The sequence below is a fragment of the Emticicia sp. CRIBPO genome (genome assembly GCF_009905725.1).
GTDB lineage: Bacteria > Bacteroidota > Bacteroidia > Cytophagales > Spirosomataceae > Leadbetterella.
The window spans coordinates 52,520-78,637 of the sequence record NZ_JAAAKV010000007.1; the positions used below are offsets into that span (position 1 = coordinate 52,520).

The window sequence follows — 26,118 nt, forward strand, 5'->3', positions numbered from 1 at the left end:
GATTTTAAAATTAATGTTTGACTGAAATTGATTTTCTTTGATTATTGAAACAATTATATAATATAATTATTTGAATAAAAAATTTTATTAATTTTATGTTAACCATTTTTGTTAAAATAATTCCCCCAGTCTGTATTTAGGTATAATATTGAGGTGTTTGTACGCTTTTTCTGTAGCCTCCCTTCCTCTGGCCGTTCTTTTCAAAAAGCCTTCCTTGATCAGGAACGGCTCATAGACTTCCTCAATGGTTTCCGCTTCTTCTCCCACTGCAGTAGCAATAGTGCTCAAACCAACCGGCCCGCCTTTGAATTTATCTACAATCGTAAGGAGTATGCGGTTGTCCATTTCATCAAGGCCGTCTTCATCCACCTCAAGGGCCGTCAGGGCCATTTTGGCTATCTCAACAGTGATCGTCCCGTTACCTTTTACCTGGGCAAAATCGCGGGTACGCCTTAATAAATTATTGGCAATACGCGGAGTGCCGCGGCTCCTCCTGGCAATCTCAAATGCCCCTTCAATGTCTATAGGTGTGTTCAGGATCATAGAAGATCTCCTGATGATAGAGCACAATAAGTTGGCGTCATAATATTCCAGTCTTGAATTGATCCCGAACCTGGCTCTCAGAGGTGAGGTAAGCAAACCAGATCGTGTTGTAGCCCCTATCAGGGTAAACGGGTTAAGGCCTATCTGCACACTTCTGGCGTTCGGTCCTGAGTCCAGCATGATGTCGATTTTATAATCTTCCATGGCTGAATAAAGGTACTCTTCGACGATAGGGTTGAGCCTGTGGATTTCATCTATGAATAAAACGTCATTCTGTTCAAGGCTGGTGAGCAGACCGGCAAGGTCACTGGGTTTGTCAAGTACCGGACCGGAAGTTATTTTGAGGCTTGCTCCCAGTTCATTGGCAACAATGTGCGATAGGGTGGTCTTTCCCAGACCCGGAGGGCCGTGCAACAGGATGTGGTCCAAAGCTTCATTTCTCTGCTTGGCTGCCTGAACAAAAACCTTCAGGTTTTCAAGTATTTTATCCTGCCCGGCAAAATCATCAAATGAGACAGGCCTTAAGGCTCTTTCAACATCTTTTTCAGAAGAATCCATGCCCTCGTCATCTCCTTTTAAATAGTCCTGCCGCATAGTTATAATTAGATTTAAGCCTGTTTAATAATGCTCAAAAATACGAAGGGAATTGTGGATTCGGAGAAATAATGTCGTTTTTTTAAAACAGGGCTAACGAAGCACAGTGACGGCTCCCTTTTTGGTCAGAACTCCCCTTTCCGGGAAATACGTACTTTTATAATAAATGATGTATGGGTATACCATCGGGGCAAAAACTCTGCCTTTCACCTTCCCATCCCACTTATAATCTGTATCTGTAGAAAAAATTACTTCTCCCCAACGATTGAATACCTTAAGCTCATAATCAGTGATCCAGGCCCGCTTGATTTCCAAGTTATCATTAATTCCATCATCATTCGGGGTAAAAGCATCCGGCACAAAAACCCTGGGCTCACATCCTTCTTTGATAAGGATTTCATCAGGAACCATACAATCGAAATTATTGGTTACGTCTACTTTAAACGTTCCGGGAGCTCTGATTTCAAGTTCGGCATTGCGGCCAAGGGTTGTGCCGACAGGTGTTTTCCATAAATATTCAGATATTATTTCATCCTTTTCCAGTTTGACGATTGCTGGCTTTGCAATATATTTAGCCCCTTCAAGTACACAGACATAGGCCTCATCCGGTAAGGTATAGTTAGGGGCTGGTAATATGTTTATGCTCGCCTCAATGATCTTTTCTTTACATTCTGTTTCTAAAGCCTTATTAATTATCTGGCTCTTGATTACTTTCTGCAGCGGAGACTGATTATAAATGGTTATCCTGATCTTAAACTTATTTTCACCAACCTTTGGAAAAGTATAAGAAACCTCTTTCCCCTCCTGGGTCGTTCCATCTTCAAACTCCCAGACAATTTTATTTCTTAGGGGATCACAAGCCCCCTGAGTACTTAAAATGGTCGGAGACTTAAAACAATCGCCTTTAAAAGTAGCGGTCAGGGCCTGCCCTTCCTGGATCTGATTGGCAGCAGTAACAGTAGGAAAGCCAAGCTGAGAATTACCAGCCAGATCAGCTCCTTTGCTCGGATTAAACCCTATCGCATCTTTATCTCCAACCTGATCAGGCTCCTGGATATACAATACTGTGGGTTTACCCTTTATAGCTATATACATGTATTTAGCCCCAGGAGAAGTAACTGGCCCGGTCTGTATAGCTCCATAAGTGTCTGAAGTTGATTGGTGAATAATCTTCACGCTGGCCTGAATGGCAGCAGGAGTCGGATCCAAAAGGGAAATCTGAATGAGATAAGAAGGTTCCGAGCCTGAACCTGAAATGGTAGCATATAGAATATTCCCGTTCGGAGCAAATGCAACACCATATACCTCCGGTGGTGCAGGTATCCCTAAATCAATCTTAACCGGGTTTGAAAGTGTGAGATTCGCCAGATCAACATCATACAGTTCAATGTAATTTTTGCCGCCTTCTACAAGTCCCTGGGCCGCCTTGGTTTTCCCGTCTTCCAATACAAAATAACCCTTTCTTGATTCCGGGGTATTCTGGACTGTACCTACATTGGAATTTACAAACCTTAAGCCTGTAGAATCAACATTGATCAAAGTAAACAAATCAGAGCCTTCTTCGTGGGCTGCTATGACAAATCCATCCTGACTTGAATTCTGAATGGCAGTTATTCTATCGGTCACCGGGTACATAACCGGGACATTGATCTCTGTCAGTGCTCCCTTCTTACCGTTATATCGCATATCCAATACGCTATAGCTTAATAATTTCGTGTCCGGGTTTACTGTAAAGAGATAATATTGATGATGAGGGCATTCGTTACATGAGCTCTTGGGGATGATGGCTACACCCTGCGAAGTGCTTGGACTGCTGTTGATCGTACTGCTACCTGTAATACTTCCTATAACAGAATCATCCTCTCCGGCATAGACTGTTCTTCCGTCAGAATAAAATTTCAGGCTACCGTCAGGCCCATAAACCATACCTACACCTTGTTCCACATTCATAGGATGCGTTTGCGTACTTGGCAGGGGAGAATATACCGGATCTTCGGTTTCCGGTTCCTCCGGCACTACAGGCCCTTCATGATCTAAAGGATCATCTACAACAGGCGTAGTCGTCAGGCTGAAATCCAGGACCGCACCATTCCCGAAATACCACTTTTCACTTCCTCCGGCTGACTCAGGGTCCTGAAGGCAGAATTTAACATTGATCTTCGCCGTTCTTGAACATTTTGTTACTTTATCAAAAACTTCAACAGAATAGCATCCTGACTTATCGACATCTATGGTCGGAGTTGTCTCTCCCCCGGGAAACCAAAGGAAATCATAATTTCCTCCACCCAACGCCCCTTTGTAAGGATTAAGGGTTATCGAACTTCCGTCACAAACGGTGGTATCAGTACTGTTTTTTTTGTTAAACTGGGGTTGATCGGGGAACGTACCTACAGTCACAACTACAGGAGGCATTGTGGTGGAAATACTGCCAACTGTTCGGGTAAGTGTTACATTATAAGTGCCGGGACTAGTAAAATAATGGTTGGTACTTCTCCCGGTAGCTATTTGATTGCCTCCGAAATCCCAACGCCAGGATGTGGCCGGACTCAGATTCATATCAAAGAAATAAGTCGGTATATCACATTGCATTTCCGTAGGAGGTGGTGTGGTTGGAGGAGTTCCGGTAGGAGGAGCTGTACCGGGGTCTTTCGCCACACAAGCTTTAGGGCTGACATAGATCTGTGCAAAAGCCGATGACGCTACTTTTATCAAAGCAAGCGTCAACAAAATCTTTCTGCAATTCAATCCAATACCCATGATTTGAAGACGTTATAAAACTATTCCTGGCTATCCAGCACCAACTATTTAATATAATACGGAATCTTTACTGAAAATGTTTTTTTAGAACGGCATTCCTGCATTATTTATTACAAATCTAATATTTTTTAACATAGGTATTAAATTACGGTCTGTTTTAATTATATTGGAATGACTTTTGCTAAATAAGTGGTTTGTGATGTATAAATATTGGTGATGAAAAAACTTAAACTTGTTTCGGCTTTTCTATTATGCTTTGGTTACGGATTTGCCCAGGATCCGCAATTTACCCAATTCTATGCCGCACCATTATATCACAACCCGGCTTTCACAGGAGGCGGGTATGCCCCCCGGGTGATTTTCAACTACCGCAATCAATGGCCTTCGCTTAATGCCAATTTTATCACTTCTGCCGTCAGCGTGGATCATTATATTGACAAATTAAACAGCGGTATTGGTGTTACTTTTCTGAATGACTCACAAGGTAGCAACCGTCTTAAAAATACCGAAATCAATTTATTATATGCCTATCAGCTCAAACTCGACGAGACCAACTTCCTGAGGATGGGAATACAGGGAGGCTATTCTTTAAGAGGATTTGACGGAAGTGGTTTGACTTTTGGAGATCAATATACCGACCAGGGATACCAGGGAGGTACATCCATCGATCCTTTCCTTAATAAATACGCTACCAGTTTCCAGTTCTTTGATTATTCAGCCGGGGCTTTGTTTTATAATCCCAAGATATTCCTCGGGGTGTCCATGCACCATATTTCAAAGCCGGGCCTTACTTTTTCCAATCCTGCCACTCCTTCTATAGATTGTAAAGACGGTGATTGTGTACCCAGAAAATTAATGGTTAACGGCGGACTGAATATTCCTTTAAGAAATCCATTCAGCGGAGCAGGTAATTTTGATAAAGAATTTGTAGCTACCCCTGCATTCCTGTTCAAGCAGCAAGGTAAGTTTTCTCAGCTGGACCTTGGTGCTTATGTAACTTATACGCCCCTGACATTGGGTCTGTGGTACAGGGGAATTCCGCTTAAAAAAGTAGGGACTACAAGGAACAATCACGATGCTATTGCCGCATTGGTCGGATTCAGATTTGAAAACTTCTCAGTAGGATACAGCTACGATGTCACCATTTCCAGCCTAGGCGTTTCTTCCGGGGGCTCTCATGAAATTTCACTCTCTTATCAGTTAGAGAAGTTCGAAAGTGAGAAGAATCCGTACAAAAGACGCAAAAAGAAAGAATTAGCGTGTCCGAAATTCTGATTTTTAATAAATTTTTATAATTTCAAGGAAAGGTTTGTCATTCTAAACCTTTTTTTGTTATAAATTGCGTTTAAAATTTATTAACACCCTAAACAACAAAGAATATTATGGCTAGCAGTCTTTGGACAAAAAAACCGCTTGATAAACTACTTAAAGAAGCCTCAAACGAAGGAAATCAACTTAAAAGATCCTTGAGCTCAACCAGTCTGGTTGCTTTAGGAATCGGAGCCATCATCGGAGCCGGATTATTTTCACTAACGGGTATTGCTGCTGCAGAACATGCGGGACCGGCCGTTACCTTATCATTTATTCTTGCTGCTGTAGGTTGTGCTTTTGCAGGCTTATGTTATGCGGAGTTTGCTTCCATGATACCTGTTGCGGGTAGTGCCTACACCTATTCATATGCTACCATGGGTGAGTTTGTAGCCTGGATTATCGGATGGGACCTTGTTCTTGAATATGCATTGGGTGCTGCCACTGTTGCGGTGAGCTGGTCAAGATACCTGCTTGAGCTGCTGAGTTCACTGGGCATTCATCTTCCTGCCGAACTGGTTTGTTCTCCTTATGAAACTGTAAAATTGAGTAACGGAACACTTATTGATGGCGGAATGATTAACCTCCCGGCCATTTTTATTGTAGTGGCCCTGTCTCTTTTGCTGGTTAGAGGAACCTCAAGCTCAGCCTTCCTTAATAATATCCTCGTAGTGGTTAAGGTTTGTGTGGTATTGCTTTTCATTGCCCTGGGATGGAAATTCATTGATCCTGCTAATTATACTCCTTATATTCCTGAAAACACCGGTGTTTATGGTGAATTCGGATGGAGCGGTATCGCTACAGGTGCTGCGGTCGTGTTTTTTGCTTTCATTGGTTTCGACGCGGTATCTACTGCTGCCCAGGAAGCTAAAAACCCTCAGAAAGGTATGCCTATCGGTATCTTAGGTTCGCTGATTGTCTGTACGATTCTATATGTATTGTTCTCACATGTAATGACCGGCCTTGAACACTACACTGTTTTCAAAGGTGATGCAAAACCTGCTGCAACGGCATTTGCCAAAACAGGTTACACTTTCCTTCAGAAAGGTCTTATCATCGCGATTCTTGCCGGTTATACCTCGGTTATCCTGGTGATGCTTTTAGGTCAGAGCCGTGTTTTCTACTCAATGAGTAAAGATGGTTTACTTCCTAAGTTCTTCGGTGCTGTGCATCCTAAGTTCCAGACTCCATGGAAAACCAACTTGTTCTTTATGGTATTTGTAAGTCTTTTCGCAGGATTTGTTCCTGTAAGTGACCTGGGCCATATGGTGAGTATCGGTACCCTCTTTGCTTTCTGCCTGGTTTGTGCGGGAGTATGGTTGTTAAGAGTAAAAAATCCTGAGTTGAAGAGATCATTCAAAACTCCGTTGGTGCCTTTGGTTCCGATTCTGGGTATCCTGATCTGTATCTATCTGATGTACTCATTGCCAAACGAAGCCTGGGCAAGGTTAGCCTTATGGCTGGGGATCGGTCTTGCGGTGTATTTCTTATATGGTAAGAAAAACAGCAAATTGAATAATCAATAACCTGACTTTAAGAATATATATCTTAAAAGGACTCCGGCATCGGGGTCCTTTTTTTATGCTTTTACAATTCTGATGACGGATTGATTCTGCTGATTCTGGAATCTTGCGACATAAACCCCGGTAGATAAGTAACTCAAATCTATAGGCTTAACATATAAACCTGGCTCAAAAGTACCATTTAACGCCACTTTCAGTTCCCTCCCCATCATGTCAAATACCTGGATCATGCAATTGCCTCCGATAGAGTTGAACTCAAAATTGGTTTGGGCCTGAAAAGGATTCGGATAGTTCTTAAAATCCGGGTTTACGCCGTTTTCTTCCGTCAGAACAGCTCCGCATGCCCCTGATTTAAAGATCGGTAGATTCTGAAAATTGTTAAAGAGAACATTACCGGTATTTTCAGCAGGGAAACAAAACCAGTTTTGAAGAATGGTACCATAAACAGACCTGAAGTCGTATTGCATGGGTACGTTATCTGCTGCAGAGAGATTGGACGGAATATCGTAAGGTTTACCAATCACAACAGGATTTACATTATCTCCGAACACAAACATGGGAGCCGATGAACCATGGTCTGTACCATTACTGGCGTTGGATTTTATCCTGCGGCCAAACTCAGAGAAGGTCATTCCTGTTACTTTTTTTGCCACTCCGAGGGCTTTCAGGTCAGCGTAAAATACGCTGATGGATTCGGATAAATTCTTCAATAAAGTGGCGTGTACACCAACTGTAGGATCTCCCTGCTCTGTCTGGCCGGAATGCGTATCAAATCCGCCGAGGTTGACATAATAGACCTGGGTCCTGAGGCCTCCGGCGATAAGCCTGGCCACTATTTTTAACTGGGCAGACAGTTTATCGTTGGGATATGTTTTCTGTTGGGTAACTTTAGCGGAAGCGGCTTTAATAACTTCTGAATACTGATTTGTCTGCGAGGCCACCCTCCTGAGATAGCCCAGTTCTTTCCCGGCTAATGTATCCGGTACGTCCTCCACCTTATTCTCGATCAGGTCATAGAATTTGGAAGGATCAGAAATGGACATGCCCATTGAATGGACAGTACTCTGAAACGCCAGGTTGCTGATGGCTCCGATCTGAATAGCCAAAGGATCCGGGTAAAGTTCACTTGGATAATTTACCGGGTATCCCGGATGTAAGTCCGCCATGTACCTTCCTACCCAGCCGCTTGAAATGACCTTGTCTGAAGCTGAGGCAGTATTCCAGATGTCTGTTGACCGGAAATGAGAAAAATCAGGGTTGGGGTAGCCCACATCGTGAATCAGAGTGGCCTGACCGTTTTTAAACATTTCAGAAAAAGCCCCCATGGACGGGTGCAATCCTATTTTGTCGGACTGAGGTATTTTTATCAGTTTATTCTCAGGAATCGCAATGTTTGTTCTCGCATTTCTGTAACCGGCATAGCTGCTCACCGGAATTACGGTATTGAGGCCATCGTTCCCTCCGGAAAGCTGAATCACGACCAACACTTTATCATCCAGAGGATCATTGATTCCCAGACTGCCTAGTCCCGACAGGCTGAAGCCGTTCAAAAAGACAGGCAGCACCGAAGCGGCAAGCGAGTTGGCGATAAAGTCTCTTCTTTTCATGACAGCTGATATTCAGGTAATGACAAAATATACTCGTACAACTTCTTCAGACGATCCAGCACCATATATCTGTAATTATCGGCCAGGGGATTCCTCAGGTAATTCTCCCAAAGTTCGGTCCAGTAATAATCAGAGCTTTGACCAGATAATAAAACGTCTGTTTTGAGTCTTGATCTCAGGTCTTTGGAAGGCATTATTTCCAAAAAAATGCTGCATATTTCTTCAATCAGCAAATCCGGATTTTCCGGGTGTTTTAATTTGGTGGTATATTCCGGCAAATTCACCTCCAGCCTGAAGCCATTAGTATAAAATTTCGACTGAAAGAAACTTTCAATAAACCCGATTCTTTTCTGAAAGGTATCTGAGTTGATCCAGATCTCATGAAAAAGCGGAGCCTGCCAGTAAGCGGGCCATCCGGCCACGCCAGGCGGGTCGGCAATATTCTGCTGACAATTCTCACTCGTCCCTCTGATATACTCCGTCAGCACATAATTCTCATAGATGTTGGTTTTCTGGGAAGGCAATTTCACGCCGAATTTCCTGACGGTTTTCAGTGTAAAATCAAGAGGACTGGTAATCATGGCTCCAAAAAGGCCGGAATCATAGAAGTGCTCACTCTTGAAAAGTGCTTTCAATACAGGCTTTATTTCATAACCGCCTTCTCTGAAAATCCCGGCCAAAGGGCTGATAAAATTATTTTCTATGTCTTCCGTAATGTCATAATAAACAAAAAACCGGTATAACTTCCTGACAATAAACTTGCTCACTTCCTCTTCTTCAAAGATCATGTTCAGCATATCATCCAGCTCCAATGCTCCTTCTTTGCCTGTTATTCCTTTAATAACTTTATTGCCATAAAACGAGGAAAACTGTTTGTCTGCCGTATCATGGTCGTTGGCAGAAAATGTATGGGTAAAATTCACTCTTTCAAATCTGTGACCAGTCAAAACCCTCGCCGCCTGTTTTACATCATCTTCAGTATATCCAGAACCTGCTCCCTTGCCAAGCGTAAACAGTTCCTGGAGCTCTCTTCCGTAATTTTCATCAGGGTGGCTTTTACTGTTTTTTGCTCCGTTAAGGTACTCCAGCATGGCCGGCTCAATGGTAACAGCTTTGACCATTGCTTTGAAATTACCCAAAGCATATTTCCTGAGGGTGTCCTGGTATCTGAAACCCATTTGGGCAACAGTATAGGTATCCATTTCAGTGACAAAGTGGTTGTGCCAGAACAGAATCATTTTTTCTTCCACAGATCGTTTCTGAAACCACATGTTCTGAACCCACCAGAGTTTAAGCGACAATTTCCGTCTTGCATTAATCGTCCCGTCTCCAAACGGAGCATTTATCCAGGTTTCTCCTGATTTGATCTGATGGGGATCAGGATACACATTCTGATAAAAATTAAGGGGAGGGGCCGGAACAGGGCCCTGGGTGAGCAATTCCCCCACCATCTTCTCAAGGGTGAAAGAAGAAAAATAATTTATGTCTTCGGCAGTAGCACCGAACATGGTTCTGTTGAGCAAATGTCTTTTCTGAACATCTCCCCAAACACCCTGATAAGTACCTGCACCAGAAGAAGTAAATTTCGACATATCACTACCCGTTTATGCTTTGATATGAAATAAGCCAAAAGGTTTATTTATAACCAGAAATCATTCAGAGGACTTTATCCTCTAAACTGTAAATTCATTTTTATAAAAGGGGAAGCTAGTATTTTTTCACTCTTCAAACGGGACGGGAGCCCCGCTTTTACTATTCCCTGACAATCTGTTGCGAAGATAATCAGATAGGATGAAAAAATAAAATTACGGGCAGCAAATGATTCATTAATCAATGAAAATCAATTCATTACCCGTAATTATTACTATAAAGAAGTTCGTATAATTATTTCACATACTGACTAAACACCTCCAGAAAACGATCCGCTTCGGATTGTTTCAAAGCAAGGCTTGGCAAAAGACGGATGGTGTTTGATCCGGCCACGCCGGTAAACTGATGATGCTTGAACAGCAAGGTCTCTCTCAGTTCTTTTACTGAATAGTCCAGTTCAATACCGATCATCAAACCCTGTCCTCTGAGTTCTTTGATGCCTTTGAACTTGCCTAGTTCCTCAAAAAGATAGTTCCCCAGGGTCTCGGCATTTTGTACCAGTTTTTCTTTTCTGATGATATCCAAAACGGCATTGGCTGCTGCACATGCCAGGTGATTACCCCCGAAAGTAGTTCCCAGCAAACCGAATTTGGCTTCAAAAATGGGAGAAATAAGAATTCCGCCGATCGGAAAACCATTACCCATGCCCTTGGCCATAGAAATGATATCCGGTTTCACTTTGCTGTGCTGAAACGAGAAGAATTTACCTGACCTTCCGTATCCGCACTGAACGCTGTCATGAATAAAAATGGCTCCTGTCTTGTTACAGGCCGTTCTGATGGCTTTCAGAAACTCATCTGTAGCCACCTGGATACCACCCACACCCTGAATACCTTCTACAATTACGGCACAGGTCTCATTGTCAACCGCTTTTTTTACGGCTTCCACATCATTGAAAGGCAGGAATTGTACGTGGTCAGCGAAGTTAAGCGGGGCTTTGATAGACGGATTGTCTGTCACCGCCACGGCGGCAGATGTCCTGCCGTGAAAGCCTTTGGTGAAGGCGATAATTTTCTTTCTGCCATTATGAAAAGACGCCAGCTTCAGGGCATTTTCATTAGATTCAGCACCGGAGTTGGTCAGAAACAGTGAATAGTCTTTCAAACCGGAAATTTTGCCCAGTTTATCAGCCAGCTCTTCCTGCAACGGAATCTTCACAGAATTGGAATAAAACGCCAGGTTTTTCAACTGATTTCCTACTTTTCTGACATAATACGGATGCGAGTGTCCTACCGAAATAACGGCATGGCCTCCGTAAAGATCCAGGTACTCCTGCCCGTTTTTGTCCCAAAGTGTACTTCCCAGAGCTTTTACCGGCTCAATATCATATAAAGGATAAACATTAAATAAATTCATTCTTCTTAAAATTTTAAATTAATCATTTGCTTTTTCAATAGTTACAGGACCTTAGAACCCTATGGTTTTCAGCTTAAGTCCTGCCGTTTCTTCTATTCCGAAAATCAGGTTCATGTTTTGTACCGCCTGTCCCGATGCCCCTTTGGTCAGGTTATCAATAATACTGGTGATCAGCAACTTATCTCCGTTCTTTTGAAGCTGCACTATACATTTATTGGTATTGACAACCTGCTTTAAATCAATTTCCTGGTCAGAAACATGACAAAAAGGATGGGCTGCGTAGTAATTTTTATAAATGGCTGCGGCTTCCTCAAGTGTCCCTTCAAATCTGGTATAGACATTGGCCATGATCCCGCGGGTAAAATTGCCGCGGTAGGGAATGAAATTAATATCGTATTGAAAATCAGCCTGCAAAGCTTTTACGCTCTGCCCGATTTCGGCCAGGTGCTGATGGGTAAATGCTTTGTAAATAGACATGTTGTTGTTTCTCCAGCTGAAATGTGTCGAACTGCTGAGGGCCTGACCTGCACCGGTTGAGCCTGTAATGGCACTCACATGAATATCATCTTTGATCAGGTGATGAGCTGCCAATGGTAAAATAGCCAGCTCAATGCTGGTAGCAAAACAACCCGGGTTAGCTATTTTAGACGAATTCAGGATTTTTTCGCGATTCAGTTCCGGTAAACCGTAAACAAAACCATTCGATTCATCCCTGAAATCGGTGCTGAGGTCAATGATTTTCAGAGATTCCGGCAGGGCATTTTCTGCGAGAAATTTCTCCGATTGCCCATGACCGGAACATAAAAATATAACATCCACTTCTTCAAAAGGAAGTGCATCTGTAAAAGTCAGTTCCGTTTCCCCGAAAAGGTCTTTATGAGTAGTGTAAACAGGTTTCCCTGCCTGTGACTGGGAATTAACAAATACGATATTGGCCTGAGGATGGTTCAGAAGTATCCTGAGCAGTTCGCCGCCGGTATAGCCTGCCCCGCCAATGATTCCAACGTTAATGGAGCTCATTATGAATAAATGTTTTGAATTTTAGAAATAGAAAAATAACAAAGAAGAATTGCCGCATGGTATTACCTGCGGAAAATACGTCGAAGTGACGATGTGAATGATATAGAAGTGATCGATAAAATCATAATACTTTGTATTCCGCTACAAAAATAGTTAAATAATCATAAGAATATAAAGATTTTTAGTTTGTTTTAATTCAAAGTCCTAATTTTACCGTTCAAAACCAGCTAAGAGCATAAATAAATATGATATTTTCACAAGTTGTTTGGGATGTTTCTCCTGTTATTTTCAAGATTGGTGACTTTGAAGTCAGATGGTACGGTTTACTGTTTGCTGCAGGTTTTCTGATCGGATACCAGATCATCGCCAGGGTTTTCAAGATCGAAAACAAACCCGAAAAAGACCTTGACTCATTATTGCTGACGATGATCGTTTCTATCGTTCTGGGAGCAAGGATCGGCCATTATGTATTTTATGAAGGCAATCACTTTTTTGATAATCCGGGAGCATTTTTGTGGGACATGCTGATTCCTCCGTATGCCGGCCTGGCCAGTCACGGTGCAGCGATGGGCACCTTGCTTGGTTTATTTATCTATACCAGAAGAAACAAGACTTATGACTACTTATGGCTAACCGACCGTATGGTGCTTACAGCGGCCCTGGGCGGGGCTTTTATCCGTTTTGGTAACCTTATCAATTCTGAAATTGTGGGTAAAGCCAGTGATGTGCCGTGGGCATTCATTTTCAAACAGAATTTTGAATTCGCCCAGGTACCAAGGCACCCGGCCCAGCTTTATGAATCTATTTCATGCCTGATCCTTTTTGCCCTGTTGTATTTCCTTTATGATAAATGGAGAGCTAAAACCCCGAGAGGTTCATTGACCGCGATTTTCTTCATCTGGATTTTCGGGCTACGTTTCTTCTATGAATTCCTGAAAGAAAACCAGGAGCAATTCGAGGACTCACTTCCGTTAAACATGGGACAAATCCTGAGTATTCCGATCGTTATTTTTGGAGTTATTGTGCTGGTCAGGTCCCTTAGAAAAAAGGAAAACTCTTTATAATTAAAGCGATCCTCATTAATAAAAACCACCTGATCTATATCATCAAAAAAGTTACCTTAAATTTTAAATGAAATCCAGAATTAAACTGCTCGCTTTTCCGGTTATTGATATCTTAATAGCCCCTTTCGTTTTAATTTCAGGTTACCTTTTTCTATGGATTAGAAAAATAGGCTTTAATCGATTAAAAGTAAGTAAGAATATCCTTTTAAAAGTAGGGGTTATACCAATAAGAGATCATTATTATGAACCCTTATTTGATAAAAAGCATCTCACAAAACCTTTATCAGATGATAGATACTTGCCCGGTATCGACTGGAATATTGATGAGCAAATTGAAATTTTAGAAGGCTTCCACTATAATGATGAGATAGTAAAAATCCCAATAAACTACGTGGATGATCAGACATTTCATTTTGACAATCCGTCTTTTAAATCGGGAGATGCAGAATATTGGTATAATATCATCAGGTCAAAAAAACCAAGTAAGATTATTGAAATCGGCAGCGGTCATTCAACTAAAATGGCTCAATTGGCCATAAAGAAGAACAAGGAAGAGAATGAAGCCTACACTTGTGAACATATTTGCATAGAACCCTATGAAATGCCCTGGCTTGAAAAATTAGGAATTAAAGTCATTCGTGATAAAGTTGAGAATGTTGATAAAGAGATTTTTAAAACACTGGGGCATAATGATATTCTTTTCATTGACTCTTCGCACATGATAAGGCCGCAGGGAGATGTGTTATTTGAGTTTTTGGAGCTGCTACCTGATCTGCCTTCAGGGGTTATCGTTCATGTACATGATATTTTTTCGCCAAAAGATTATCTCGAAGACTGGGTATTGAACCATATCCTTTTTTGGAATGAACAATATTTACTGGAAGCCTTTTTAACTCATAATAGCCATTATAGAATTATAGGCTCTCTGAATTTCTTAAAACACAATTATTCTGAAAATCTAAAAAGTAAATGCCCGTTTTTAACGCCGGAAAGAGAACCGGGTTCTTTTTACATGGTTAAGCAATAATCGAGTCTTCTGATATTCCGGATATTTTCAAAATATCATACCAATATCCTTTCACCTGAGTTTGAAGAGGGGCTAAGAGTGTTTTATATAACCAGTAAGTTCTTTTTCAGCCAGTTTCTCTAATTTATCCCCTGCTTTTTCCATAGCATCTTCATCGCTCATTCCCTCTTGTTTAATTGGGAAAACAGCGATCAGACCCATTCCCCTTACTTCTGAAAACTCCAAATCGAGTTTACCACAGAAAGCCAGCACTGTCTTATTGTACTTTCCTGCTTTCGCCGCTATTCCGGCTATCACCTTCCCGTTCAGCGTCTGGCTATCTATTTTCCCTTCTCCGGTGATGACCAGGTCAGCGGCTTTTATCTTGTCTTCCAGCTCCGCTATTTCCATCAAAGTGCCTATTCCCGATTTGATTTCTGCCCCTAAAAAGGCGACAGCTCCCCCGGCTATACCTCCGGCAGCCCCGGCTCCCGGAATCTTCTGCACATCTACTCCGAAAGTTTCTCTAAACAATTCCGACATATTTTTAAGACCTTCATCCAGCTCAGCTATTTCCCGGTCATCTGCTCCTTTCTGACGCCCGAAAACGTGAGCCGCTCCGTTTTTGCCATACAGAGGATTCTCCACATCGCAAAGCACTGAAAACTCAACCCCTCCAAAATCCTGCAGGCTTTTATGAATTTTCTTTATCCGGATCATATTTTCTCCGGTTGGCTCTACCTCATTACCGGCGGCATCAGAAAAACCAAAACCCAGGGCTTTGGCCATACCAATACCTGCGTCATTCGTAGCACTGCCTCCTACCAATAAGTAGATTTTCTTTGCTCCGAATTGAATAGCTTCCCGGATCAGTTCCCCAGTCCCTTCAGTGCTGGTTCTGGTAGCACTCCTTTCTTCAGGTTTCAGCAATTGAAGTCCTGAAGCTTTGGCCATTTCTATATAAGCGTTATCTCCTTTCATCAGGAACTCAGCCTCCACCGGTCGTCCAAGTGGGTCACTGGCCTTGATTCTTATGATTTCAGCCTTAAGTTGGTTATTGATGATTTCGAGGGAGCCTTCTCCGCCGTCAGCCATCGGAACCTGGGAGATCCGGCTACCAGGAGACAGCTTTCTGATACTTTTGGCAATAGCCTGGCAGACCTCTTCTGCAGTAAGAGAGCCTTTGAATTTATCGGGGCAGATTAAAATATTCAGGTGTTGAATCATGCTCCAATTTACAAAAAGAGCCTTTAGATTTGCCTTTTCTCTATGAATAATTTGAAGCCTTTCCGGTAGGTGTCGCTGATCGGAAGAAATACTTTACCCACCTGCACTTTTTCTTTGTCTACCGACTCGATGCCTTCGAAAGAAACAATGTAGGAGTTGTGTATCCTGATGAAATGAGATTCAGGTAAAACATTTTCAAGCGACTTCATGGTCTGAAGACTTACGATCTTCTTTTCGTGGGTGTGAATGGCCACATAGTCCTTCAGTCCTTCAATGTACAATATGTCTCTCAGCCTTATTTTGATAAGCTTCGTGCCGTCTTTCACAAAAATGTATTCTTCAGCCTTCTCTTGTACGGGAGCACTTGTATGCACAAAAACCTGTTCTACCTGGGCAGGTTTCTTTTGTTCCGCAATTCTCTGAGCGGCTTTTTCGGCAGCTTTCAAAAACCTCTCAAAGCTGATCGGCTTCAGGAGATAGTCGATCACATCCAGTTCATAGCCTTCAATGGCATATTCAGAATACGCTGTGGTAAGAATCACCAGCGGCTTTTTCGGGATGATCTTCAGCATCGTAATACCGGTAATCTCAGGCATCTGGATATCTGAAAAAAGCAGGTCTACCGTATTTTCCCTTAAAAACTCTATGGCTTCCAGGGGGTTGGAAAAGCTCTTTTTCAGATGCAGATAAGAAACTTTCGAAATGTGGTTTTCCAGCAAACTTCTCGCCAGCGGCTCATCTTCCACCACAATACAGGTAATGTCCATTTGTTCGGATAAGATTAAATTGGGTTCAGACCAGGGTAACATTCAGCGTCACTTTGTAAGAAGTTTCTGTTTCTTCCACATCCAGACGATATCTTTCCGGATAACTCAGATCCAGCCTTCTTTTTACATTTTGCAGGCCAATACCGGATTTTTCGGCAGGATTGGCATTCAAAGCGGGCTTGCTGTTTTCCACGCAATATAAACAATTATTATCCTTAACCTTAATGGAGATGTTGACAAATGCATCCACCGAGTTATTGTTCAATCCGTGTTTAAAAGCATTCTCAAGGAATGTGTTGAGAATCAGGGGCACAATGAAAAAATCATTGACATTACCGCTCACTTCAAAATTGATGGGTATTTCATTATTGAGTCTCAGCTTTTCAAGACTTATGTAGTTTTTCATATACTCAATTTCTTTCGACAAAGACACTTTCGGATGATTGGAATCATACAGCATGTAACGCATCATCTGGGAAAGTTTTTCTATGACTCCCGGCGTATTAGGCGAATTGATCACCGCCAGATAATATAAGTTGTTGAGTGTATTAAAAAGAAAATGCGGGTTGATCTGTTCTTTCAGGAAGCGTAACTCCGAATTGAGTTTTTCATTTTCAATCTCTCTTTTACGGGATTCAAAAGTAAACCAATCCTCCACAAACTTCATCAGGGCCACAAAAATGACAATAAAAAACACGCTGAGTGAATGCTGCACCACAAATTTGGTGGATGTAAAAAACTCATGAGCGGGTGATCCTATTGAGTCATATCTTCTCAAAATGACGTAAAAACCGATCACAAATACAAAAATCGGTAAAAACTCCATGCTGTATCTCAGCATACTCCTGTGCTTCAGATACCGGGGTAAAAGCAAACCATAATTGATATAAGCAATCAGCACCACAAACGTGACGTGAAAGGTGGTTTCGCGAAAGGCAAAACCAAAATTGGCGACTTTGTGTCTGCCAAAACTGATCTGGTAAAGAAAAAATGAAAAATATACCGCCCAGAAAGAGAGGTGTATTAACTTTATCCTGTGTCTTTGAATGAACTCCTGCATGATTACTTCTTTATGATTTTGCCCAGACTCCTTGTCCTCACAACTTCTGCTTCCGGCCTGATTTTATTATTAACGGTTAAAGTTGCCAAAAAAATCACGGGGTAAAAAACTTAAATGAGTATAGTCTATGAATTGTACTATTTTTTAGACAGAAGGGGTATTTTTCTCTATAACCTGTAAATCAGGCACTAAAAGATTACCTGTCGATAAAAAACCCTAGTAATAGATTGTTTCAGCTCAGTGGTATAAAATAAAAAAAAGACAATAAACCATCTGCTTGCTTTGTAGTCAAATGAAGCGAATATCAGACATTAATAAATAATATACTCATGAAAAAGTTTATCATCCTTTCCCTGATCAGTACTCTTACATTAAGTGCTTTTGCACAGTTTCCGGGAGGCCCTCCAGGCGGTGGTGGCGGAGGAGGAGACGGAATGGGGAGGTCAAGAACCAACAGCCCTAACAATGCAGCTCCCAAAGCCAATATACTGGAAGACAACCAGCCAAAAGGAAATTCTAAAATCACCGGGTTTATTGTTGATGAGGGTGTAACGGCCGCCGTTGAGTTTGCGAGCATTTCACTGATCAACAAGGCCACCAACAAACCTGTAGACGGCACCATGGCCGATGACAAAGGTAAGTTCTCTATCACACGTGTGGCAGTCGGTGACTACAAACTACTGGTTTCTTTTATCGGATATGAAGACAAAACCATTGATAACATTAAAATCGAAAAAGGTAAAGATGTGGACCTTGCGACTATCAAATTGAAGCAAAGTACCAAAATGCTGAATGAAGTAGTAGTAACAGGCCAGGCTGCTATGATTGAGGAAAAAGTTGACCGTCTGGTTTACAATGCTGAAAAAGACCTTACTTCAAAAGGTGGCGATGCCGCTGATGTTCTGAGAAAAGTTCCGATGCTGACTGTCGACCTTGACGGTAATGTTTCTTTGAGGGGTACTTCCAATATCAGGGTCCTGATCAACAACAAGCCTTCAACCATCGTAGCCAGCAGTGTGGCTGATGCCCTTAAAATGCTTCCTGCAGACATGATCAAGAGTGTTGAGGTGATCACCTCACCATCTGCCAAATATGATGCGGAAGGATCAGGAGGTATCATCAACATCATCACAAAAAAAGTGACCCTACAGGGTATCACCCTTAACCTTGACTCAGGTGTGGGTCTGAGAGGTACCAACTTCGGTCTTAACGGAAACTACCGTCAGGGTAAACTGGGTGTAACGCTTGGCGGATTCGGCAGACTTATCTATAACAAATCAGCGGGTTCACTTGAGCAGACCACCAACGGTTCATCAAACAATTTCATGACCCGTCAGACCAACACAGGTTTTGACAACGGTATGTTCGGAAGATATAACATCGGGCTGGATTATGATATCAGCAAAAACCAGTCGCTGGCCGGTTCTGTGGCTTTCGGTACAAGAAACATGAACAGAGACCTGGATTATACTACCCAGTTGTTTTCAAACAATCTGCTCAGCTCTACTTCATACAGAGAGGTAGACAGCAAAGACCTTTCGAATTCAGTTGACCTTAACCTTGACTACATCAGAACTTTCAAACCTTCACAGGAATGGTCGGTCTCAACGATGTACAGCCAGAATCACCTGACTAACAATTTCGACGCTGACATCCTGAGTGGCTCCAACGAACTATTAAGCAGAATGAAAAACCTGAACTCTAACTTCAACAAGGAATTTACAGTTCAGTCGGATTTTACGAGCCCGATAAGTAAAAATCAATCAATAGAATTCGGAGCCAAAGGAATTTTCAGACAGGTAAACAGTGACTTCAACTATCTTTCGGCAGGAGCTACAGGCGAATACTACAGCACTCCGGGTAACCCTTCAGGTCTGCTTAACTATTCTCAGAATATTGCTTCAGGATATTTGTCTTATACTTTCTCGACTAAGAACAAGTACATTTTCAAAGCCGGGACAAGATATGAGTACACCACGATTAATGCCAATGACCTGGAAAACGACATTCTTATACCCGCTTACGGCAACCTTGTACCGAGTATCAACGTATCTAAAAAGATCACCAAAAACTCGACGCTTAAACTGGCTTACAACAAACGTATTCAAAGACCGGGTCTGCAACAGTTAAACCCTAACTTTAATGCTGCTAACCCTCAGAACATCAGCGTGGGTAATCCAAACCTTAAGCCTGAAATCACTGATAACCTGGAATTGTCAATGAGCAGCAACATCGGTAAAACTTATCTGAACATGTCATTGTTCGGCCGTCAGACCAACAATGCCATCACCAGACTTGCCACCCCGTCTGATACCCTTGAAGGTGCTGTGATCACGACTTTCCAGAACATCGGCCAGCAGAGAAGCATGGGTTCGAATATTTTTGCCAACGTGTTCCTGACTCCAAAATGGACTTTGAATGGTGGTATTGACCTTCTTTACACTTATATGGAAGGACAAACCCAGACTCTTGACGGAACGTATAAAATGATCAATAACTCAGGATTTGTGATCGGCGGAAGACTGCAAACCCAGCTGCAATTGCCAAATAACTGGGCTCTTCAGGGCTTCGGAGGTTTCAGAGGCAACCAGGTTCAATTGCAGGGTACCCAGGGAAGTTTCTACATGTACTCGGTAGGTGTCAGAAAAGACTTCAAAAACAAGAAAGGAAGCATTGGCCTTGCAGCGGACAACTTCTTCGGAGGGATGACCATGAGAACTACACTTAATTCGGCTTTATTTAACCAGGCGAGTGTGATGAACATTTATAACCAGAACGTTAAGCTGACATTCAGCTACAAAATCGGTAAAATGTCCTTTGTTCAGAAGAAAACCAAGTCGGTGAAAAATGAGGATGTAATGGGAGGCTCAGAGAATTAATTTTTGAGAAAAATGGTTAAAGCAATAAAACAGGTCATTTACGGTTCGTTAATGAGATGTTAAGAAAGCAAAATGAACCATGTAATTACTTTTAATGTTGTTACATTTGTTATCAGAACTCATTCTTTAATTTAAATAATTTTAATCAAACTTAAAAAACGTTATGAAAAAAACGATTCTATTGGCACTTGGCCTATTCACTTCGGTAGCAACTTTTGCTCAAAACTGGACACTTGATAAGGCTCACTCTAAACTAAGCTTTACAGTAACTCACCTGATGATTTCTGAAGTTGATGGTGGATTCAAAAACTTTGACGCAAAAATCACTTCTTCTAAAGCTGATTTGTCTGACGCCGTATTCGAACTTACTGCTCAGGTTAACAGCATCAGCACTGATAACGAAAGAAGAGACGGTCACCTGAAAAGCCCTGATTTCTTTGATGCAGAAAAATTCCCTACTTTGACTTTTAAAAGTACTTCTTTTACTAAAGTTGAAGGTAAAAAATACAAACTAGCCGGTAACCTTACTCTTCACGGTGTTACAAAACCTGTAACTCTTGATGTAGTTCTTAACGGACCTGTTGAAAACGCCCGTTCTAAAAAACCAATGGTTGGTTTGAAAGTTTCTGGTACTATCAACAGAATTGCTTTCGGAGTTGGTACTTCCGGTCCATCTGTTAGCGATGACGTAGAATTGAGAGCTGCCGGTGAATTCACAAAAGATTGATCATTTCCCCTTCTAACAAAAAGCCTGCCCTGACAACTCAGAGCGGGCTTCTTTGTTTTTAAATACGTCTGTTTCTTTTATCTGATATCAAGTACCACGTGACTTACGCTCTTCCTGTCGGCTGTATAAGTGACATGAACCAGCCCGTCTTCACTCTGCACCACTGCAGGATAACTGAACTCCCCTTTTGGCTGTTCTTCCAGGGTATAAACATCCTTCCAGTTTTCTCCGTCTTTTGATACGGCCACTACGAGCTTGTTTCTTCCGTTATCCCAGTTTTTACCTTTCTTCAGCGGGTTATAAACCAACACCTGCCACCCACTTTTCAGTGTTGAGGCATCTGTTCCTGAGTTTGGATTCGGCAGGTTGGTTACCGTAAGAGGGCTCCAGGTTTTACCGTTATCATCCGACCAGGTCTGAACCACCCTGTTCTGGCGGCTTCTTGACAACAGCTGCAATTTGGTCGGTGAATACCTGAGGATACTTGGCTGAATAACACTGAAACTATCGTTTTCAATGGCAATTTTCTCCCAGTTCTTACCGTCTTTATCAGACTTTTCCAGATGAATATGCCATATCTTTTCATCCAGGCTTTCGGTACTGGTCGGGTGAAGCAGGTCGCCGTTAGCCAGCTGGATCGGTTTGTTTTTAATAGGTCCCAACATCCCCGATGGTAATTTCTCCGGTTTAGACCAGGTTTTACCATCGTTGGTTGAGGTGATCATCTCTCCCCACCATTCTCTCGGCGATTTCCCTACTTTATAAAAAAGGAAGAGTTTACCTTCTCTGGTTTTGAATAAGACCGGGTTCCAGCAGGCGTATCTTTTGGTCGGGCTCTCAATGCCGTTGGCTTGCTCAGCCGGTTTTGTCCATTTTCCGTTTTCAAATTCGGCCGTCCAGATGGTTACCTTAGGATCCGACTCGCGGGGCCCGGCAAACCAGGAAGCCATAATCTTGCCTTTGGAAAGCTCCACGATGGTTGAGGCATGACATTCTTTAAACGGAGGATTTTCGAAAATCAGCTCGCGGCTTATCAGTTTTGCTGTCTGAGCCGATGCCATATCTGCCACCAAAAGGAGCGATACGTTGAGTAAAGCCATTTTTAAAAATGTTCTTTTATGATGCATTTTATACTCTTTAAATATTAGTCCTGCTATTAATACTTCTGTTTGGTCCAAAAGGCCTATCCCGAATTCATTCCGGCCGGTTAATTACTGAAACCTGAAAGCCAGAGCCGGGTAAGTCTTGTGCTTTTTGAGAAAGGATTCGGGAATGGTCACAATGATTTTATCTCCCTCTTTCTTCCACTTCAGTTTAGCATTTTCGCCTATGAGTTTAACTTCCGTTTTATCAGCCGGGAGGTTTCCTTTCCATTCTACTGTGGCAGGAACAGGGCCGTTTTCTTTTAGTCTTATTATCGCATAAGTCGTTTTCTGATCTTTTGACCTGGTAAAGAACGTTTCGCCATCTCTGTAGAAATCAGTCGCCCTGGTACTGTAAATCGCCTCACCGTTCACTTTCATCCAATCTCCGATTTCCACGAGGCGGTCTATTTGTTCCTGCAGGAAAAGCCCTTCTTTGGTTGGCCCCACACCCAGCAGTAAACTCCCGCCTTTGGCTACGATTTCAACCAGGCTGTGAATGACCTTGGTCGAGCTTTTAAACTGGTCATTAGGGACATATCCCCAGGCACCGCCCAGGGTAATGCAGCTTTCCCACGGGTTGTCCAGTTTTTTAGCCGGAATGTTTTGTTCAGGTGTCTGGTAATTTTCATATTTGCCGTGAACAGTCCTGTCCACAATCAGCAGACCCGGCTGAGACTTACGGGCCATTGTGGCAATCGCCGGCATGTCAATTTCCTGGCTGAATTCCGGAATAGCCGCCCCCCAGGCCCTTACTTCGTCATTAACGGTTTCCAAAGGCCTTACCCAGCCGCCATCCAGCCACAGAATATCCAGTTTACCATATCCTGTTACCAGCTCCTGGATCTGGTTATATGAAAACTCTCTGAATTTATTCCATCTCCACGGATTTTTTCTGATGTCATAGTTTACGTTTCTGTCAGGTGTGGCATACTTGTTCCACCAGAAATACTCAGAATGCCAGTCAGGTTTAGAAAAATAAGCCCCGATCATAAAATCCTGCTTCCTGAAAGCTTCAAAAACATATCTGGCCACATCAGCTTTAGGGTTTGTACCAAATGGGCCGTTGGAAATCTTGAAGTCGGACTGTTTGGTATCAAACATATTGAATCCGTCATGGTGCTTGGTCGTAAAAACAACGTACTTCATGCCAGCCGATTTAGCAGCAATGGCCCACTGGTCCGGATCGAATTTAATCGGGTTAAACTCTTTATTCAGGCCCCAGTACCATTTTTTAAAATCGTCATAAGATTGGGTACTGTCTCTGCTGATCCAGTCTTCAGAACACAAGGCCCATGATTCGATCATTCCTGGCACAGCATACAATCCCCAGTGGATGATCATCCCGAATTTCTGGTCCTGCCATACATCCAGTTTTTGTCTTACCAAAGGGTCTTCAGGAAATTCATATTGCGTGGATTGCTGATGAAGATTTCCCTGGGCCAGCAAAGAATGAGATATTAATACAAATAAGAGATTGACTATTAGTTTTTTACAGGTCATTATTAAATTTTTTTAACAAATCTACTTAATTTTTCCGCAAAAAAAGACCCCTTACCCTGATTTTGGTAAAATCAATTTTTAATCAATAACATAAACAGAAGGGAGTAAGACCTATGCAAATCCCGAAGATTACACCAGAACAGCGGGTTCTGCAAACCTTATGATACCTTTGGAAGCATCAATAGAAGCATCAAGTCCAACAGGAACAGTAAACTTATTGGCGATGTGTCCGATCATAGCCCCCGAAAACGCCGGGATATTAAGCGGTCTGATATGGTCTTCGAAAAGGTCCTCCAGGGTCAGTGATCCGTAGCTTTCCTTAGAGGGTAGGCATTCACTGCATTTGCCGAAGACAAAGCCCGAGATCTGGTTGAGAATACCGGCGAGCTTAAGCTGGGTCAGCATCCTGTCCATCCGGTAAACCTGCTCTCCGACGTCCTCCAGGAACAAAATAGCTCCTTTAAAATCCGGCACATAGGGTGAGCCGAGAATATGAGAAAGCACGGTGAGATTTCCGCCGAGTAATTTACCGGTAGCCTGTCCCGGAGTGATGGTATAAATGCGGTCGTCCGTCTGAACCAGGTTATCCTTTTTCGAAACAGGGTTTACCATCTCAACGGCCTGCCCTTCTATCAGTGTCCTTTTAAAATAATCCGTCGAAAAGCTGTTCCAGGTTGAAGAGCCTACCGGGCCATGGAACGTGATCAGGCCTGTCTCTTTGTAAATAGCCAGCAATAAGGAAGTTATATCGCTGTAGCCTATGAATATTTTAGGGTTCTTTTGTATCAGTTTATAATCCAGCAAAGGCAACAACCTTGCAGCTCCCCATCCACCGTGCATGGCCATGATCGCATTGATGCTCTTATCCGCAAACATCTCGTTGATATCCGCTGCCCTGTCGGCATCTTTTCCGGCCAGGTATCCGTGGCGGTCAAAAACATGTTTCCCGACTTTGGTCTTAAATCCCATCACCTCAAAAGCCTCAATCGCAAACTGTACATCCTGTTTGATAAAAGCGGAATGAGCCGGGCATACCAGACCGATGGTATCACCGGGTTTCAGGCCTTTGGCTTTCAGGTCTTTGGCCAGCGGCAGACTTGATGATTCATTTTGTCCGGCTGATAAAAAGTTGATCCCTCCGAGGGTTAAGAGCGAGGTAGTCAGGAATTTTCTTCTTGCGAGCATGGTTTGATATGGTTGGTTGAACAAGGATTCAAATTAAAGCATTAATATTTAAAATCGGTAGCCTCTTAAAAAATCTTCCGTAATCATTCGCTTTTTACCTTCCAGCTGAAGCTCCCTGACAGACAGCCAGCCATCAGCAGTCCTGAAGTAAAGCACTTTCTTCTGATCTGTTTTAATGGTCACCTGATCTGCCTCAAAGCTAAACGTGGTCAGATCTTCCGGAAGGTCTCCTTCTGCCGGCTGAGCGGCATATATTTTACAAACTTTATCACTGAGCATGGTCCAGGCTGCAGGGTAAGGGCTTAAGCCCCTGATAAAGTTAAAGAGCGTTTGTGTTGGCTGATTCCAGTCGATTTTGCAGGTTTCCTTGAAGATCTTCGGGGCGGCTTTTAATTCGGTAAAGTTATCCTGAGCCTCCTGAGGATAGTCGCCTTTTTCAATGGCCCTGACGGTTTTAAGAACCAGCTCAGCCCCGGTTTCCATCAGGGTATCATGCAGTGAACCGGCATTGTCCTCTTCACTGATTTTCACTTTCTCTTTAAAAATGATTTTTCCCGTATCTATCTCTTTTTCGATCAGGAAGGTGGTTACACCCGACTCCGTTTCTCCGTTGATGATCGCCCAGTTGATCGGGGCAGCACCACGGTACTGCGGCAACAGCGATCCATGCAAATTAAAGGTCCCGACAGACGGCATGCTCCAGACCACTTCCGGAAGCATCCTGAACGCGACCACAACCTGCAAATCCGCTTTATAAGACCTTAATTCTTCTAAAAAGGCACTATTTTTCAGCTTTTCGGGCTGCAAAACCGGGATTCCCTGGCTGACGGCATATTGTTTAACAGGCGTTTCGTTCATCTTCAGCCCTCTCCCCGAAGGTTTGTCCGGAGCTGTGATCACCGCTACTACTTCACATCCGTTTTCGACCAGTTTTTTTAGACTCGCCACTGCAAAATCGGGAGTCCCCATGAAAATAATCCGCATAATCAGTTGATATATTTGAAATGGCAAATATAAGGGAATGGAGGGGTGGAATTTGTCAAAAAGCTTTTGCCTTTATAAAAAAAATAGTTTAAATTTGTATCTTAATTATAATTAATGAGCAGAATCAAAGAACATATTATCTTTTTCAAACGAACCTGAATTAGTTTCTGTTAATTTATCAGTTATTCAGGAACGGTCGAAATTCGCCGTTCTTTT

19 protein-coding genes are annotated in these 26,118 nt (G+C 42.6%); 6 read left to right on the forward strand and 13 right to left on the reverse strand.

Annotated elements, in window-relative coordinates:
• Positions 1 to 111: 111 nt before the first annotated feature.
• Both ruvB and GVN16_RS15140 read right to left on the reverse strand, forming a co-directional pair.
• Positions 112 to 1,137, reverse strand: a complete 1,026-nt coding sequence (gene ruvB, locus GVN16_RS15135; protein WP_166564757.1) for a Holliday junction branch migration DNA helicase RuvB — start codon at positions 1,135 to 1,137, stop codon at positions 112 to 114.
• A 93-nt stretch (positions 1,138 to 1,230) separates the two neighbouring features.
• Complete coding sequence (locus tag GVN16_RS15140) at positions 1,231 to 3,894, reverse strand: PKD domain-containing protein (protein ID WP_166564758.1); 2,664 nt, start codon at positions 3,892 to 3,894, stop codon at positions 1,231 to 1,233.
• A 216-nt stretch (positions 3,895 to 4,110) separates the two neighbouring features.
• Here GVN16_RS15140 and GVN16_RS15145 point away from each other — a divergent pair, with 216 nt between their 5' ends.
• Both GVN16_RS15145 and GVN16_RS15150 read left to right on the forward strand, forming a co-directional pair.
• The gene (locus GVN16_RS15145) at positions 4,111 to 5,169 is read left to right on the forward strand and encodes a type IX secretion system membrane protein PorP/SprF (protein ID WP_166564759.1); all 1,059 of its coding nucleotides are present in this window, start codon (positions 4,111 to 4,113) and stop codon (positions 5,167 to 5,169) included.
• A gap of 107 nt (positions 5,170 to 5,276) precedes the next feature.
• Positions 5,277 to 6,728: an amino acid permease gene (locus GVN16_RS15150; RefSeq protein ID WP_166564760.1), complete on the forward strand. Its 1,452-nt coding sequence runs from the start codon at positions 5,277 to 5,279 to the stop codon at positions 6,726 to 6,728.
• A gap of 53 nt (positions 6,729 to 6,781) precedes the next feature.
• Here the strand turns inward: GVN16_RS15150 and GVN16_RS15155 are convergent, their stop codons facing one another.
• The 4 genes from GVN16_RS15155 to argC all read right to left on the reverse strand — a co-directional run bounded on the left by GVN16_RS15155 (position 6,782) and on the right by argC (position 12,358).
• The gene (locus GVN16_RS15155; protein ID WP_166564761.1) at positions 6,782 to 8,332 is read right to left on the reverse strand and encodes a DUF1501 domain-containing protein; all 1,551 of its coding nucleotides are present in this window, start codon (positions 8,330 to 8,332) and stop codon (positions 6,782 to 6,784) included.
• Complete coding sequence (locus GVN16_RS15160) at positions 8,329 to 9,924, reverse strand: DUF1800 family protein (RefSeq protein ID WP_166564762.1); 1,596 nt, start codon at positions 9,922 to 9,924, stop codon at positions 8,329 to 8,331. Before GVN16_RS15160 ends, GVN16_RS15155 begins: the two co-directional genes overlap by 4 nt.
• Before the next feature lie 292 nt (positions 9,925 to 10,216).
• The gene (locus GVN16_RS15165) at positions 10,217 to 11,338 is read right to left on the reverse strand and encodes an aspartate aminotransferase family protein (protein WP_166564763.1); all 1,122 of its coding nucleotides are present in this window, start codon (positions 11,336 to 11,338) and stop codon (positions 10,217 to 10,219) included.
• Positions 11,339 to 11,389: 51 nt separating this feature from the next.
• Positions 11,390 to 12,358, reverse strand: a complete 969-nt coding sequence (argC, locus tag GVN16_RS15170; protein WP_166564764.1) for an N-acetyl-gamma-glutamyl-phosphate reductase — start codon at positions 12,356 to 12,358, stop codon at positions 11,390 to 11,392.
• A gap of 245 nt (positions 12,359 to 12,603) precedes the next feature.
• Here argC and lgt point away from each other — a divergent pair, with 245 nt between their 5' ends.
• On the forward strand, positions 12,604 to 13,422 hold the full coding sequence (lgt, locus tag GVN16_RS15175; RefSeq protein ID WP_205748881.1) for a prolipoprotein diacylglyceryl transferase: 819 nt from the start codon (positions 12,604 to 12,606) through the stop codon (positions 13,420 to 13,422).
• A 67-nt stretch (positions 13,423 to 13,489) separates the two neighbouring features.
• Positions 13,490 to 14,449, forward strand: coding sequence for a class I SAM-dependent methyltransferase (locus tag GVN16_RS15180; protein WP_166564765.1), 960 nt, complete (start codon positions 13,490 to 13,492; stop codon positions 14,447 to 14,449).
• 72 nt (positions 14,450 to 14,521) lie between these two features.
• Here GVN16_RS15180 and GVN16_RS15185 read toward each other — a convergent pair whose 3' ends face one another.
• Genes GVN16_RS15185 through GVN16_RS15195 form a run of 3 tightly spaced genes read right to left on the reverse strand, consistent with a single transcriptional unit; the run spans position 14,522 to position 17,482 of the window.
• Entirely contained in the window at positions 14,522 to 15,655 is a 1,134-nt protein-coding gene (locus GVN16_RS15185) for a glycerate kinase (protein ID WP_166564766.1), read from the reverse strand.
• A 23-nt stretch (positions 15,656 to 15,678) separates the two neighbouring features.
• Positions 15,679 to 16,422 carry a LytTR family DNA-binding domain-containing protein gene (locus GVN16_RS15190; protein ID WP_166564767.1) on the reverse strand — a complete coding sequence of 248 codons (744 nt, stop codon included), beginning with the start codon at positions 16,420 to 16,422 and terminating at the stop codon, positions 15,679 to 15,681.
• 25 nt (positions 16,423 to 16,447) lie between these two features.
• Positions 16,448 to 17,482 (reverse strand): sensor histidine kinase, encoded by a 1,035-nt coding sequence (locus GVN16_RS15195; protein WP_166564768.1) that lies wholly within the window; start codon positions 17,480 to 17,482, stop codon positions 16,448 to 16,450.
• A gap of 329 nt (positions 17,483 to 17,811) precedes the next feature.
• Here GVN16_RS15195 and GVN16_RS15200 point away from each other — a divergent pair, with 329 nt between their 5' ends.
• Together GVN16_RS15200 and GVN16_RS15205 are read left to right on the forward strand one after the other, a co-directional pair.
• Positions 17,812 to 20,361: a TonB-dependent receptor domain-containing protein gene (locus GVN16_RS15200; RefSeq protein ID WP_166564769.1), complete on the forward strand. Its 2,550-nt coding sequence runs from the start codon at positions 17,812 to 17,814 to the stop codon at positions 20,359 to 20,361.
• Between the two features lie 163 nt (positions 20,362 to 20,524).
• Complete coding sequence (locus GVN16_RS15205) at positions 20,525 to 21,088, forward strand: YceI family protein (protein ID WP_166564770.1); 564 nt, start codon at positions 20,525 to 20,527, stop codon at positions 21,086 to 21,088.
• Between the two features lie 77 nt (positions 21,089 to 21,165).
• Here the strand turns inward: GVN16_RS15205 and GVN16_RS15210 are convergent, their stop codons facing one another.
• The 4 genes from GVN16_RS15210 to fmt all read right to left on the reverse strand — a co-directional run bounded on the left by GVN16_RS15210 (position 21,166) and on the right by fmt (position 25,887).
• Complete coding sequence (locus GVN16_RS15210) at positions 21,166 to 22,188, reverse strand: exo-alpha-sialidase (protein WP_166564771.1); 1,023 nt, start codon at positions 22,186 to 22,188, stop codon at positions 21,166 to 21,168.
• Between the two features lie 111 nt (positions 22,189 to 22,299).
• Entirely contained in the window at positions 22,300 to 23,733 is a 1,434-nt protein-coding gene (locus GVN16_RS15215) for an alpha-L-fucosidase (protein WP_166564772.1), read from the reverse strand.
• 129 nt (positions 23,734 to 23,862) lie between these two features.
• The gene (locus tag GVN16_RS15220) at positions 23,863 to 24,918 is read right to left on the reverse strand and encodes an LD-carboxypeptidase (RefSeq protein ID WP_166564773.1); all 1,056 of its coding nucleotides are present in this window, start codon (positions 24,916 to 24,918) and stop codon (positions 23,863 to 23,865) included.
• 48 nt (positions 24,919 to 24,966) lie between these two features.
• A complete protein-coding gene (gene fmt, locus GVN16_RS15225; protein ID WP_166565053.1) occupies positions 24,967 to 25,887 on the reverse strand; it encodes a methionyl-tRNA formyltransferase in 921 nt (306 codons plus the stop codon).
• Positions 25,888 to 26,118: the final 231 nt, after the last annotated feature.